The sequence below is a fragment of the Kineosporia sp. NBRC 101731 genome (assembly GCF_030269305.1).
Classification (GTDB): domain Bacteria; phylum Actinomycetota; class Actinomycetes; order Actinomycetales; family Kineosporiaceae; genus Kineosporia.
The window spans coordinates 215,013-228,818 of the sequence record NZ_BSTC01000006.1; the positions used below are offsets into that span (position 1 = coordinate 215,013).

Consider the following 13,806-nt stretch of genomic DNA (forward strand, 5'->3'; position numbering starts at 1 on the left):
AACGCCGTCGCCACCGGGCCCCTCGGGGGCATACCCCCGCCGCATCACTCCAGGCACCGGCAGACTCCGGCCGCGGTGGTTCCGACCGGAATTCGAAAGCGGTTGAATGGGCTGTAGGCCTTGTGCTGGAGGGCGTTACAGCCGACTGCGTACTAGAGTTGAATGATACAACCACGATATGGGCAGGTCAAGAAGTCCTTTTCGTGGTCTTTACGCTGCCGGAGAGTGCCATTCGAGTGCATTACAGTCGGTTGTTCGTGACGTAGGGCGTGACGCGCAGGGCCGCACCCGCGGCGTCCAGCGCCGCCACGCATTCCTCCTGTGTTGCGGCCAACGCCGTCGCGAGACCGATCCGGCGGTCCAGGCGGGTGTTTCGGGCAGCGTCCACCACGTCACCGGCCTCCACCAGCGGGGTGAGCAGGTCGGTCCCTTCCGGTAAACCCTCCCCGGCGATCGAGATGTCCTTGATCGTCACCGTACCCTCGGGCGGGTAGAAGAACCGGATCCCGGCCCAGCCGGCCGAGCTGGGTGTCACCGGGGCGGGGCGGCCGGTCGCCACGGCGGCGGCCACCAGCCCGGGATCGATCCCGGACGCGAGGCGCCCCAGATAGGGGATGAGGTCGCCGCCGAGCCGTCCGTTGATCTCGATGAGCACGGGACCGCTTGGGGTGAGGCGGAATTCGGTGTGGGTCCAGCCGTCGACGAATCCTACGCCGCGATGGATCCGATCGATCTCCCGGATCAGGCCGGCATCGGCCTGCCAGGGGGAGGGGAACTCGACCAGATGCCCGGTCTCCTCGAACCAGGGGGCGAAACCGGTCTGTTTACGGGTCACGAACAGCGGCGTGGCCCGGCCGCCCTGGACCACGGAGTCCACGCTGATCTCCGGTCCGGTGACGTACTCCTCGATCAGGACCGGTCTCTCGTAGTCCGGCGTGTGCCGGAACGGCATCGCCCGGGTCTGGGGGAAGTGCTCGGCCAGCTCGACCTCGTCGTGCACCAGGACGACGCCCATGCTGCCGCCCAGGGCCCGCGGTTTCACTACCACCGGGTACCCGATCTGCGTGGCCGCGGCGCGGGCCTCGTCCAGGGTGCCGGCGAGCGCGAAGCGGGGTTGCCGGACGCCCAGGCCGGTCAGGGTGGTGCGGGTCTGGAACTTGTCGCGGCAGCGGGCGGCCGCGCCCGGGTCCGCCCCGGGCAGCCCGAGGTCGGCCGAGGCCAGCGCGGTCTGGAGCACATGCTCCTCGTGCCAGGTCATCACCCCGGCGACGGGCCGCCCGGCCGCGATCGTGCGGGTCTGTTCCCTGACCGTCGCGGCGCCGGTGTCGGGCAGGACGGTGCAGTCCTCCAGGTAGGGCTGTTGCCAGCCGGGTTCCCCGGCATCCAGGAGATGAATCCGGTACCGGGCGGCGATCGATCGGAAAAGGTACTCGCGGAAGGGGCGTCCGCCGCTCGCGACCACGATCAGCCACGGCCGCTCGTCCTGCGTTCTCGCCATCGTCTCTCCCCGCTCGTGGTCCGGCCGCACGGGCCTTGGCATCGCTATGTGTCACGCTGCGATCCGCAGCCGGCCCTCCAGCTCGCGCACGGTCTCGTAGTCGGCCTCCACCTGCGCGGCGTCGGGCGAGGACAGCACCACGACCCCGATGTCGAGGCTCTGGAACAGGCCGCGGGTGGTCTCGACCCGGGCGCCGTCCTGGACCCGGAGGCCGCCGGCGTGAAAGCTCTTCAGGTCGCGCAGGCCACTCATCACCCGGGTGTTCCCGAGGATGCCGGTGCCCCGGGCCCGGAGGAAGACGATGCGCATGGGCCGCTGCAGGACATATCCGTCGGGGGCCGGCCCGCCACCGGTGAAGTACCGCACCAGGCGGTCAATCTGGCTGTCGCCGTTGGCGACGCGGCAGAGGTGGGAGTGCTCGCTGCCGTGCGGCCGGGCGGCCACCTCGATCAGCCGGCAGCCCGCCGGTGTGCGCATGACCTCGGCGTGGCCCGGACCGTAGCGATAGCCGAGCGCGTCGAGCACCGAGCGGGTGTACCCGAAGACCTCCTCGGCCTCGGGGGCGTCCGGGGGTAGCCACTCCATGAAGTCGTAGACCGCCATGTAGGGGCCGTTGTCCGCCTTGCGGTAACGCCCGGCCGAGGCGATCGAGTGCCGGCCGTCCAGGCTCACCGTGTCGATCACGTACTCGGGCCCGGTCAGGTGCTCCTGGACCAGAACGGTCTCGTTCACGATGCCGACCTGGTTGACCGTGCCCAGCAGGCCGGTGAACACGGGACGCCAGTCGGTGCCCGCGGCAACCCGGTTCACGCTGTCGGTACCGGCCCCCTCGGGTGGCTTGACGACCAGGTCACTGCCCTCGAGACCGGACGCGGTCCACCATTTCTCGACTTCGTCGATCGAGTTACTGGTGATCTGCCGCGGTACCGCCACCCCGGCCGCGGCGAGTGCGCCCGCCATCCGGCCCTTGTGCCGACGGGCGAAGGCCAGGCGCGGGTCGTGGGCGAGGTCCGGCAGCAGCTCGGCGGCCAGGGTGTCGGCGAGCTCGACGCCGGTGTCACAACCGGCGAGTACGCATCGGGGGCGCCATCTGCGTAACTGGGCCGTCAGGTCGAAATCGTCGCCACTGGAATAGATGTTATCGACGAAGTCGTCCGGCCGGTAGGTACCGGCGAACACCGACGGGGGTTGTGGGGCGGTCAGAACGGCGACCACCGGGACCCCTGCGGCGCGGAATTCGCCGGCCAGGAGAGCTCCGGAGGAGTACGGGTCGACGATGACGGCGGGGCCGCCGGCATCGTCCGGTCCAGGGGATCGGCTCGCGAGCATTCGCTGGTCCTCCTCGGCGAGGCAGGGCGCTGATGCTGATGGATGAGTCCTCAACCAGAACGCAATCTTTGGTGCTTTGAGCAGGAGAATCCTTGACTGGAGCCGAAAAGCATGGCATCACCGGTACGTCCACCTGTCAACCCCCGGTTCCTTTTGGGGAGAGTTCCCGGTGGAGGGGGAGCGGGTGCCGTAGGCTTAGTGTTCGTGCCGGGGGAAAACGATGTCGTCCTGAAGGCGGAACAGGAGTACCTGGCGGTGGCCCGGGGCCACCTGGCCAGGATGCGTGAGAACGTACTGTCCCTGGAGGCGCACGGGGTCGACGGCACGCACTCCCGTCTGCTGGCTTCCGTGCTGCGGCGCCGGGCCGAGCTCCTCCTCGACGACCCTCAGACGCCACTGTTTTTCGGTCGTATCGACACGGCGTCCGGCGAGCACTGGTACGTCGGGCGGCGCCATGTGGCGGATGAGGACGGTGATCCCGTCGTGGTCGACTGGCGCGCCGACGTCTCTCTCGGTTTCTACCGGGCCGGCCGTCGTGAGCCGTTGGGGATCGACCGGCGACGCCGGTTCGGTCTCGACGGTGGCCGGATCACCGGTTTCGAGGACGAGTGGCTGGGCCGGCAGGCGACCGCGGGGTTCCACAGCGCCCTCCTGGAGAAGGAGATCGAGCGGCCCCGGGTCGGCCCGATGCGTGACATCGTCTCGACCATCCAGCCGGAGCAGGACGAGATCGTCCGTTCAGCAGGCGATGTCACCGTGTGCGTTCAGGGGGCCCCGGGTACCGGCAAGACGGCGGTCGGCCTGCACCGGGCCGCCTGGCTGCTGTACACCTACCGCGAGCGGCTGAGTCGCAGTGGCGTCCTGGTGGTCGGCCCGAACAGCGCCTTTCTTGACCATATCAGTGCTGTACTGCCGAGTCTCGGTGAGCTGCAGGTCCGGCAGACCACGATCGAGCGGCTCACCGCCTCCGTGCCGGTGCGCGGCGTCGAGCCGGTCGCCCGGGCCGTGCTCAAGGGCGACGCCCGGATGGCCGAGGTGCTGCGACGCGCGGTCTGGTCGCATGTGGGCAGGGCGACCGAGGCGCTGATCCTGCCCCGGGGCTCACGCCGCTGGCGGCTGCCGGCCTCCCAGATCAACGAGATCGTCGCCGAACTGACCTGCCGGGGCGTGCGTTACGGCTCCGCCCGGCACATGCTCCCGCACCGTCTGGCTCATGCCCTGCTGGCGCTGATGGAAGAGGCCGGCGAGGCACCGGACGACCGGGTCCAGGATGCCGTGGCCCGCTCCCGGGAGGTCCGGCGCTGCGCCGACACCGTCTGGCCGGCCTTGGTGCCACGTAAGGTGTTGCACCAGTTGCTGTCCGACCCCACCGCCCGGGCGGAGTGGGCCGGTGGCGTGCTGACCGGCGCCGAACTGGACACGCTCGGCTGGGAGAAGCCGCCGCGCAGTGCCGGCTCCGCCCGGTGGTCACTGGCCGACAGCGTTCTCCTGGACGAGATCGAGGGCCTGATCGAACGTCTTCCCAGCCTGGGACACGTGGTGGTGGACGAGGCCCAGGACCTGTCACCGATGCAGCTGAGGGCTGTCGGGCGCCGCTGTGAGAACGGCTCGGCGACCGTGCTGGGCGACATCGCCCAGGGCACGACCGCGTGGGCCACCTCCTCCTGGCAGGAGTCGCTGAGCCATCTCGGGCACGGCGACGGCCACATCGAGGAACTCACCCGCGGATTCCGAGTCCCCTCCTCGGTGATCGATTTCGCCGCCCGGCTGTTGCCCCTGATCGCCCCGGGCCTGACGGCACCCGAATCGGTCCGCGACGACCCGGGTGGTCTCGACCTCCTGGCGGTGCTGGACGGCTCCCAGGTGTGGGCCGAGACCGTCGCGGCCCTCCGGCGTGTGGGTGAACGGGCCGGGTCGGTCGGTCTCATCGTCGCCGACGACCAGCTCGATGCGGCCGAGATCGCCCTGGCCGGTCTGTCGCAGGCGTTCGTAACCCTCGGTCCGGGCAGGAATTCCGCCGGGAGTCCGGAACCGGGCCCGGTGGGTGGCGATGATCCGGAGCAGGATGCCCTCCAGGCGCTGGAAGCGCTGGCGGCCGAGTCGCCGCGGCTGAGTCTCGTGCCGGCCTCGGTGGCCAAGGGGCTGGAGTTCGACCACGTGATCGTGGTCGAACCCGCCGGCATCGCCGAGGCCGAGCCGGACCTGCGGACCGGCCTGCGCCGGCTGTACGTCGTCCTGACCCGGGCCGTGAGCACCCTGACCGTCGTCCACCATCGTCCGCTGCCGGAGGCCCTCCAGGGGTGAAGGCCTCCGGCAGCTGATCGGGTAGTGGTCAGGCGGTGGTCAGGCGGTGTCCGCCTGGACCTTCCGGCGCCCGGCGTCGGTGTCCTCGGTGTCCTCGGTGACGGGCTCCTCGACGACCAGGACCGGGTCGTCGCCGGGGGCCCGGCGGGGGAGCCGGAACGCCAGCACCGTGGCCAGGAGGGCGCCCACCGCGGCCACCCACAGCCCGGACGTCATCGCGTCGACGAACGCACTGCGCGCCGCATCGGCGAGACCGGCTCCGGCCGGGCCGAGTTGGTCGGCCGTGCGCAGGGCCCCGGAGATGCCGTCCTGCGCGCGCTCGGCCTGCTCCGGCGTCAGCGCCGCACCGATGGTGTCGAGGTCGAGCCGGGTGTGGTACCCGGTGGCCAGAAGCGTTCCGAGAGCGGCGATCCCGATGGCCACGCCGACCTCGTGGGTGAGGTTGTTGATCGCGGACGCCACCCCGGCCCGGTTTTCCGGGAGGCAGGCGATGATCACCCGGGTGGCCTGCGCGGTCCCGAGGCCGATGCCGACCCCGGCGAACACCAGCAGCAGGAACGTCGAGGTGTAGGTCTTGCCGTCGGCCAGCGCGGCCTGCAGACCCAGCCCCACGGTGATCAGGGCCAGCCCGGTGACCGTGACCATGCGCAGTCCCCAGCGGCGGCTGAACCGGGCGCTGGCCGGCGCGCTGATGCCCACGGCGACGGCGAACGGGATCACCGCGACCCCGGCGGTCATGGCCGGCCAGTCCAGGACGAACTGGAGGTACTGCGTGGTGTAGAAGAGCGAGCTCCCCAGGCAGAGGTAGCCGATACCGATGGCGATGACCGCCGCCCCGAGGACCGTGCTGCGGAAGACCCGCAGATCGAGCATCGGGGCCGGGGTGCGGAGTTCATGGGCGACGAAGGCGGCGAGCAGGGCGAACCCGAAGATCAGGGTGGCGATCGTGGTGGTGGACGCCCAGCCGCGGCCCGGCGCGCCGATGACCCCCCACAGGGTGACCCCCAGGCCGGCGGTGGACAGGAGCGCCCCGAACGGGTCGAGCGGCACCGGGTGGTCGGCGCGCGACCGGGGGACGAGCAGGAGGGCCGCCGGGACGACGAGGGCGAGGAAGGGCAGGTTGATCCAGAAGATGGCGCGCCAGCCCAGGTTGTCCACGAGGAATCCGCCGAGGGTGGGCCCGAGGACCGACCCGACACCGGAGGCCCCGGCCCAGACCCCGTAAGCGCGGGCGCGCTCGGACTCGTCGGGGAAGATCGTGGGCAGGATGGAGAGCGTGGCGGGAAGGATCAGGGCGGCGCCGACCCCCAACAGGGCACGGGCCACGACGATCTGGGAGGCGCCGTCGGCCACGGAGGCCACGACGGAGGCCACGCCGAAAACGCCGTAGCCGATCAACATCACCCCCTTGCGGCCGAACCGGTCGCCCAGGGCGCCGGCGGTCATGATCAGCCCGGCGAACACGATCACGTACGAGTTGACGATCCACTGCAGTTGGGCCGACGTCGCGTCGGTGCCGCGGACGATGGCGGGCAGGGCCACGTTCGCCACGCTGGTGTCACACATGACCACGAGCAGGCTGAAGCTGAGGGTGGCCAGGGCCCACCAGCGGTGGGGGGCGCCGCGCGGGGTCGGTGCCGAGGAGCTGGATCCTTCTGACACGGCAGTCCTTCGGTGCAGGGCCCGGGACCGGGATCCCGAGGAGCGGACAGATTTCGCGGAAAATGCACTTCAGAACGCGAGAATGGACGCACGGCAGGGCCGCGCATCGCCCCAGAAATGTGCTGGGTTAGGATGTCGGCCCAGCTTATTCCGTACAGTTGAGCCGTGCAACTATGGTCGCCCGATCGGGCAGGAATCAGGGGAGCGGATGGACGCACAGCAGACGGACGCCGTCGCGGCCCGCCCGGCGGGCGACGCCGTCGTCGTCCACGATCTCCTCAGCCGCCTGGTCCGCGCGTCGTGGCGCATGCAGCTGTCGGTCACCGAGGTGGACGACGAGGGGGACCCACTGACCCTGTCCGAGGGGTTCGCCCTGGTCGAGCTGAACACGGCCGGTGAGATGTCCCAGCAGGACCTGGTCGTGCGACTCGGTCTGGAGAAGAGCTCGGTCAGCCGCCTGGTCGCGGGGCTGCAGCGCCGAGGGCTGGTGTCCCGCGAGCGCCGGCCCTCCAACCAGCGTTTCGTCCGGCTGCTCCTGACCTCGCGCGGGCAGGCCGTGGCGGTGCGGGTGGACGCCACGCACCGGATGCGTCACCAGCGTCTCCTGGGCGGTCTCAGCGAGGTCCAGGTCGAGGCGCTCGCGACCGGGCTGAGCGCGCTGGTGCCCGCGATGGAAGGCGACGCGGGTCCGGGTGCCACGGCCTGACGTGGCTCACCGAAGGGACCACCCCGGGGCCGGGGTCGGGGACGCCGTGATCCGGACGGCGGCCGTGAAGTCGGCGTCCATGGTGGCCTTGCGCCGGGCGATCGACCTGACCTGGCCGTATTCCGGCCGCTGACGGAACTGTCGTCCTGGCCATAGCGAAACGTACTGAGCGTCAGTTCTTCTGGGATGCCCTCGGGCCCGCATCGGCCACCATTGACCGATGTGCGCAGCACTCCGGAAGTCTGCTAGATTTCCGTACGTCGAAGGACGGGAACGGTTCGCCGGTCTGGTTCTTGGGTGCAAGCGGATGTAGCTCAGTTGGTAGAGCGCCACTCTTCCAGGGTGGAGGTCGCGTGTTCGATCCTCGCCGTCCGCTCAACATGCGGGAAGCTCGAAGCCCAGTCTTCGAGCTTCCCGCATTTTGCCGGTCTACCTCAGGGTCTGGCTCTTTTCGTGGGGTTCTCTTCGCTCACCCCAGCGCCAGTACCAGGCCGGCCACGACGAGCACGGCGGCCGTGATCCCGTGAATGCCCAGGGCGGTGGAGAGTTTTCCGCCGTTGGTGACCACGATGACGGCGTCGGCGACCGGGGTGAGGGCCGCGGCGATCAGGCCCCAGCCGAACGGGGTGCTGCCGGTGGCCGCCCAGATCACCAGAAGCACCACGCCGGAGGTGATGTCGCGGGCGCCCTTGATGGCGGTCAGCGCCCGGAGGCTGTCAGCAGGAACGCCGAAGTCGAGTGTCGTCTGCCGGGGCAGGAGGAGGAACCGGGTGCCGATGACGATGATGGCGACGCAACCGAGGATCGCGATCACCAGGGCGGTGACATGCATGAGGGGTCCTTCCCGTAGTTATCTAGCAACGTTATCTAACCATGCTAGATTACGGGTATGTCTCCTCGACCGGCTCCGGACCTGAAGCAGCGGCGTGATCAGGTCATCGAGCTCGCCCGGGCCCTCGCCGAGTCGAAGGGCTGGGGGGCCGTCACGATGCGCCGTCTGGCCGGGGATCTCGGGGTCACCCAGCCGGTGCTCTACTCGGCCTTCGCCTCCCGGCAGGCACTCGTCGACGCCGTGGCGCTCGAAGGATTCGCCGACCTGGCCGCGGCCCTGGCGGCGGTCGACCCCTCGCCCCGGGCGCGGATGCGCGCGTACCTCGACCACGCCGCCGCCCACCCGCGGGTCTACGAGGCGATGTTCTCCCTGCCCTCAGGCCTGCCCTTCGCGGCCGACGACACCCCGGCGCCGCTCCGGCGGGCCTTCTCGGTCATTCGTGAGGCATTTCCGGATGCCGACGGCACCCGGGCGGAGGTCGCCTGGTCGGTCCTTCACGGTCTGGCCACCCTTCACGCCGGCGGACGCCTACGTGAAGGGCAGGTACAGGCCCGGCTCGATCTCGCTCACCGGCTGCTCACGGAGCCGGGAGCGGATTGAGCTGTGGCCCGGCCCCGGCGGACCGGGCCACAGCTCTTCGTCACACCAGGGAGAACTTCTGCGCCGCAGAGCCGTTGCAGTCCCAGATCTGGAGCCGGGTGCCGTTGGCCGTGGCTCCCGACGGGGAGTCGATGCAGCGCCCGGTCGTCGGGTTCTTCATCGAGCCGTCGGACTGCGCCACCCAGTTCTGGTAGCCGCCGCCGTTGCAGTTCGCGAGCTGCAGCTTGGTGCCCGCCGCACTGGCTCCGCCCGCGATGTCCAGGCACTTGCCCAGGGTCTGCAGGGTCTGACCGCCGGCGGTCCAGTGCTGGTCCTTGGCCGCGGACTGGCAGTCCCACAGTTGTACCGCGGTGCCGTCGCCCCCGGTGTCGTCACCGGCCACGTCCACGCACTTGCCACCGGGGCCCTTGATGGTCTTGCCGGTCACCGTGCCGCCGCCGGAAGCGCCCTTGTTGTAGACGGCCACCGAGTCGATGACGAGCTTGCCGCCCGAGACCGTGGAGGCGTTGGGCCCACCACCGAAGGCGTTGGGGAAGCCACCGCCGATCGCCAGGTCGTAGATGATGAAGAACGGGTGATCGATGGCGTCGGCCCAGGTGGTGGCGTCTACCTGGTTGGCCTTGATCGTGTAGAAGTTGTTGCCGTCCAGGTAGAACCGGACCTGCTCGGGTGAGGTCGAGCGGTCGATCTCCACGGCGTAGTTGTGGAACCCGGTCGAGCAGCCCGCACAGGAACGTTCGCCCGAGGTGATCCCCGTCGACTCGTTGCACGGGCCACCCGGGTTGACGCCGCAGTGGATGGCGGAGAACACCGAGGGGCGGCCGTTGATGTTCTCCAGGATGTCGATCTCACCGGACTTCGGCCACGTCACCCCGGAACGCAGCGGGGCGCCGAGCATCCAGAACGCCGGCCAGTAGCCGGCACCGTTGGCGGTGGTCACATCGGGCTGCTGGAGCCGGGACTCGATCCGGACCACACCGCCCGGGGCGGCGCCGAACGTGGCCGCCTGCGTCTCGACGCGGCCCGAGGTCCAGCCGGAGGCCGGGTCTGAGCCGGAGTGGTTCGCCTTCAGTACCAGGTGGCTCTGGCCGTCGTAGTACACGTTCGACGTGCTGTTGGTCATGGTCTCGATCTCGCCGGTGCCGAAGCTGCTGCCCGGGCCGGTGTCGTACTTCCATTTGCTCTGGTCCAGGCCGGTGTTCGCGGCCCCGTCGAAATCGTCGCTCCAGGTGAGCGTGAAGCCGGACGGGGTGGCGGGCACCGTCGCGCTGGCGCTCTGCGACACGGTGAACGCGGCGGCGAGGGCAACGGCCCCGGCGACGGCGACGAGGGGGAGCACTCTCCTCGAGGCGCGGCGTTTCAGGAAACCCAGGGGTGGGCGCATGATCTGATCTCCGGACGTCAGGGGGAACCGGGATGCGCCGCCATTTTCGGGGTGGCGGCGCGTCAGGGTATCCCCGAGCCCGGGCCGTGGGAACGGCCGGAGAATCAGAGGGCATTCATTTGGGGCAGCTTTAGGGTTGGGACAAGGAGCCGAGCCCTTCCACCGCCCGGTCGAGCCACTCGCCCAGGAGTCGCTGCTCGGCGTCACTGAGCATGCCGAGCTGGGGAGCGACCGCGCGGAACGCGACCGTCGTGGCCAGGGGCCCGTTCTCCGGGGGAGCCGGCGCGTCGGTGAGGATCTGCCGCAGCACCGCCTCGTACATGCTCCCGGCGAGACCCTCGTCCCTCTGCTCGGGCGGTGTGGTCAGGAGTAGCTGGATGGTGCCGATCCCGGCCGCCTGAATGATGCCGACGGCCCGGTTCTCGCTGACCCGCAGCCGCCCGGTCAGGGCCACCCGGTGCACCCGTGCCTCCAGGACGCGCCGGCCCGACCGGGCCGACGGCGAATGGAGGACGCGGTCGGGGTCGCTGAGGAGCCGGAACAGGGACGGGTTGGTGAGACCGAAGTCGATCTGGGTCTCCCAGCCGGCCCGAAGATCTTCCAGCGCATCGGTATTGGCCGCCGACACCTCCTCGACACGCGCGGCCTTGGCTGCCACGAAGGTGGCCATGACGTGCTCGGCCACGGCGTCGAGCAGGCCGTCCTTGTCGCCGAAGAGCCGGTAGATCGCGGGAGCCTGCACGCCGGCCTCCTCCGCGACCCCGCGGGTGGTGACTGCCGCGGCGCCGTGCTCGCGCAGGAGGCGTGCGGCCACTTCGACGATCTTGGCGCGGTGGTCGTTACGCCGGCTGGGGGCTTCGGTCACGTACCGATGATAACAACGATAACGACGCCTTGCTATCGACTTGATTCCAGCGTTACTGTCATGTCGCTACCGCTGATATCAACGAAAGGCTGATCATGATCATCGTCACCGGGGCCACCGGCGCCCTGAACGGCTCGACCGTCGACCACCTGCTCGACCGCGTTCCCGCCCAGGAGATCGCCGTGGTGGCCCGCGACGTCACCAAGGCCCAGCGGTTCGCCGAGCGGGGAGTCGCCGTCCGCCCGGGCGACTACCACGAACCGGATTCTTTGCCAGCTGCTTTCGAGGGTGCCGACCAGCTGTTGCTGGTCTCCTCGAGCGACCCGGCCAGCCCCGCCGTCCCTGCGCACCGCGCGGCGATCGAGGCGGCCGTGAGGGTGGGGGTGGGTCGCATCCTGTACACGAGCCACCAGGGCGCCGCGCCGGACAGTCCCTTCGCCCCCGCGCGCGACCATTTCGCCACCGAGCAGATCCTCGCCGACTCGGGGGTCGCCTGGACCTCGCTGCGCAATGGCTTCTACGCCCACAGTCTCGCCTGGCTGCTGGGGCAGTGGCAGGAGACCGGCCGGATCACGGTCCCGGGCGACGGTCCGGTGTCGTGGACCTCGCGTGAGGACGAGGGTGAGGCCGCCGCGGTCATTCTCACCTCGGGCACGGCCTACGACGGCCCGACCACGATCACGGCGAGCGCCGCCCCCACCTTCGAGGAGATCGCGATGATCGCTTCGGAGCTGACCGGCCGGGCCATCGCCTGCGAGGTGATCGACCCGGAGGCGTGGGTCGCCGCCCGGACCGCCGGTGGGCAGCCGGAATTCATGGTGCGGTTCCTGCTCGGCATGTACCAGGCGGCCCAGCAGGGCTTCTTCGCCGGTACCGACCCCCTGCTGAAGACGCTGATCGGCCGGGAGCCGGCGACCGTCCGGGACGCGCTCGCCGGCCTGATGGCCTGAGCCGACCGGGTACTCCTGGCAGAAGGCCGCGGGCCGACCGGCCGCCGGGTCGGCGCCGGGACCGTCAGCGTCCCTGGTCGACCAGCCAGTCCCAGGCGTCGGCCATGCTGCCGTCCAGGTCGCCGTCCGCCACCTCGCTCACCACGGCGTCGGGCACCGGGTACACCGCGTCCTGGTCGCCCGACATCCACAGGGTGACGAAAAAGGCGTTCTCCTTGAGGGTTCGGCGCAGGGCCGAGACCAGTTCGTCGTACTGGCCGTCGGCCAGATCGTTCAGCGCCTCGACCGCCCAGGAGGTGCCGTCGCGGGTGTCGATCCGGGCGTCGAAGGTGGCGTCGGCCCCCGCGTGGACCCCGATCCAGAACGGCTCGGCCCGGGGGTAGGCACCGACCAGGTCGGCGGACGGGAACGCGTAGGCCTCCTCGGACCCGCCCTCGCCGAACGCCTGGAACCGGAACAGCGCCCTGAGCTTGTGCAGGGCCAGGAGCGAGGCCACGGCCCGGACGTGCTCGACCTGGGTCTGCTGCCGCAGGCGGCCCTTCTCCTTGAGTACGGACCAGAAGAAGACCAGCAGGTCGTTCTGCTGCTGGGGCCACCGGGCCGACGGCAGTCCGGCCAGGAGCCCGGCCAGGTCGCCCATCACCGCGACGGGGTCGAGGGGTTCGGGCGCGTCGTCCGGGACCGGCTCGTCCAGCGGGTCCGCGAGTGCGGGCAGCGGGGGAGTCACCGGTTCGCCGGGCGCGCGGCGCAGGTACGACAGGCTGCGCTGGATCATCACATCGGTGATGTCCGTGTCGCCCTCGTCGAGGCCGGCGAACTGCGTGACCTGCTTCATCGACGGCACCCACCAGCTGGTCAGGCGCTCGCCGATCTCGTCGGCGGTGAAGTCGACCGGCAGCACGCTGCGGACGACGGCGAGCAGGCCGGGCTCCTCCTTGTCGAGGAAGTAGAACCAGTAGGGGAACTGGAGATCGAGGTGCTGCACGAAGGTGCGCACCTCGGCGATCTCCCACAGTTCCTGCTCCGTCTCGTCGTATCCGTCGACGGTGATGACGACCGATTCCAGACAGAGCCGGGCGAGCAGAGGACTCCTCAGCATCGGGGTGAGGGCCTGGAGCACGCGGGAGACGTCGCGGGCCCGGACCTGGTCGCGCGTCACCACCACCGACCAGCGTCCCGGGCCGGAGGCGATCATCGAGTCGGCCCGCCGGTCGGAGGATTCGGCCGGCGCCAGGGTCTCGACATCGTGCAGCGCCTCCTGCCCGGCACGCAGCACCGCGGTGCCCAGGATCCGGGCGTCATCCGGCCCCTGGGTCCGCAGTTCGACGAAGTTGCCGGTGGAGCACTCCACGTCGGCCCGGTGGCTGAGGTCGTCCTGGGCCAGCTCGGCGCGGACCACGGTGCGGACCTCGAACGCGGCGGCGATGGTGTTCTGCCGGCGGTCGAAGCAGATGCAGCGCTGCTGGGTGACGACGTGGAAACGGCTTTGCGAGTAGTCCTCCGGGACGATGGCGCGGATCCTCTCACCGGTCCGCAGCAGGGGCTGGACGGCGAGCGCGATCACACCGGCGCCCATCGGATCGAGCGCGCTCCCGATCAGCATGCGCTGTGCCGAGGGCGTCGTGATGCCCGGTCTGACCCCTTCACGTCTACCGTCGTGCGCCATGTCCACACGC

At 70.2% G+C, this 13,806-nt stretch carries 12 protein-coding genes and 1 tRNA gene; 6 read left to right on the forward strand and 7 right to left on the reverse strand.

All coding sequences use genetic code 11. From position 1 onward, the window contains the following. Positions 1 to 241 precede the first annotated feature (241 nt). Both QSK05_RS18785 and QSK05_RS18790 read right to left on the reverse strand, forming a co-directional pair. Complete coding sequence (locus QSK05_RS18785; protein ID WP_285598542.1) at positions 242 to 1,498, reverse strand: ATP-grasp domain-containing protein; 1,257 nt, start codon at positions 1,496 to 1,498, stop codon at positions 242 to 244. Between the two features lie 51 nt (positions 1,499 to 1,549). Further along, the gene (locus tag QSK05_RS18790) at positions 1,550 to 2,827 is read right to left on the reverse strand and encodes an ATP-grasp domain-containing protein (protein WP_285598543.1); all 1,278 of its coding nucleotides are present in this window, start codon (positions 2,825 to 2,827) and stop codon (positions 1,550 to 1,552) included. Between the two features lie 204 nt (positions 2,828 to 3,031). On the opposite strand from QSK05_RS18790, the gene QSK05_RS18795 reads away from it, so the two are divergent. Continuing rightward, positions 3,032 to 5,131 carry a HelD family protein gene (locus tag QSK05_RS18795; protein WP_285598544.1) on the forward strand — a complete coding sequence of 700 codons (2,100 nt, stop codon included), beginning with the start codon at positions 3,032 to 3,034 and terminating at the stop codon, positions 5,129 to 5,131. Between the two features lie 39 nt (positions 5,132 to 5,170). On the opposite strand, the gene QSK05_RS18800 is transcribed toward QSK05_RS18795, so the two are convergent. After that, positions 5,171 to 6,793, reverse strand: a complete 1,623-nt coding sequence (locus tag QSK05_RS18800) for a DHA2 family efflux MFS transporter permease subunit (protein WP_285598545.1) — start codon at positions 6,791 to 6,793, stop codon at positions 5,171 to 5,173. A 208-nt stretch (positions 6,794 to 7,001) separates the two neighbouring features. On the opposite strand from QSK05_RS18800, the gene QSK05_RS18805 reads away from it, so the two are divergent. The 3 genes from QSK05_RS18805 to QSK05_RS18815 all read left to right on the forward strand — a co-directional run bounded on the left by QSK05_RS18805 (position 7,002) and on the right by QSK05_RS18815 (position 7,875). Beyond that, positions 7,002 to 7,499, forward strand: a complete 498-nt coding sequence (locus QSK05_RS18805; protein ID WP_285598546.1) for a MarR family winged helix-turn-helix transcriptional regulator — start codon at positions 7,002 to 7,004, stop codon at positions 7,497 to 7,499. 1 nt (position 7,500) lies between these two features. Beyond that, on the forward strand, positions 7,501 to 7,632 hold the full coding sequence (locus QSK05_RS18810; RefSeq protein ID WP_285598547.1) for a hypothetical protein: 132 nt from the start codon (positions 7,501 to 7,503) through the stop codon (positions 7,630 to 7,632). Positions 7,633 to 7,802: 170 nt separating this feature from the next. Next, positions 7,803 to 7,875 (forward strand) — tRNA-Gly (locus tag QSK05_RS18815). Positions 7,876 to 7,968: 93 nt separating this feature from the next. Here the strand turns inward: QSK05_RS18815 and QSK05_RS18820 are convergent. Further along, on the reverse strand, positions 7,969 to 8,331 hold the full coding sequence (locus QSK05_RS18820; RefSeq protein ID WP_285598548.1) for a DUF4267 domain-containing protein: 363 nt from the start codon (positions 8,329 to 8,331) through the stop codon (positions 7,969 to 7,971). A 57-nt stretch (positions 8,332 to 8,388) separates the two neighbouring features. On the opposite strand from QSK05_RS18820, the gene QSK05_RS18825 reads away from it, so the two are divergent. Beyond that, positions 8,389 to 8,931, forward strand: a complete 543-nt coding sequence (locus QSK05_RS18825) for a TetR/AcrR family transcriptional regulator (protein WP_285598549.1) — start codon at positions 8,389 to 8,391, stop codon at positions 8,929 to 8,931. Between the two features lie 40 nt (positions 8,932 to 8,971). Here QSK05_RS18825 and QSK05_RS18830 read toward each other — a convergent pair whose 3' ends face one another. Together QSK05_RS18830 and QSK05_RS18835 are read right to left on the reverse strand one after the other, a co-directional pair. Further along, complete coding sequence (locus tag QSK05_RS18830) at positions 8,972 to 10,315, reverse strand: ricin-type beta-trefoil lectin domain protein (RefSeq protein WP_285598550.1); 1,344 nt, start codon at positions 10,313 to 10,315, stop codon at positions 8,972 to 8,974. A gap of 130 nt (positions 10,316 to 10,445) precedes the next feature. Continuing rightward, positions 10,446 to 11,180 (reverse strand): TetR/AcrR family transcriptional regulator, encoded by a 735-nt coding sequence (locus QSK05_RS18835; protein ID WP_285598551.1) that lies wholly within the window; start codon positions 11,178 to 11,180, stop codon positions 10,446 to 10,448. A gap of 95 nt (positions 11,181 to 11,275) precedes the next feature. On the opposite strand from QSK05_RS18835, the gene QSK05_RS18840 reads away from it, so the two are divergent. Beyond that, positions 11,276 to 12,130, forward strand: a complete 855-nt coding sequence (locus QSK05_RS18840; RefSeq protein ID WP_285598552.1) for an SDR family oxidoreductase — start codon at positions 11,276 to 11,278, stop codon at positions 12,128 to 12,130. Positions 12,131 to 12,194: 64 nt separating this feature from the next. Here QSK05_RS18840 and QSK05_RS18845 read toward each other — a convergent pair whose 3' ends face one another. Next, the gene (locus QSK05_RS18845) at positions 12,195 to 13,733 is read right to left on the reverse strand and encodes a hypothetical protein (protein WP_285598553.1); all 1,539 of its coding nucleotides are present in this window, start codon (positions 13,731 to 13,733) and stop codon (positions 12,195 to 12,197) included. Positions 13,734 to 13,806 lie beyond the last annotated feature (73 nt).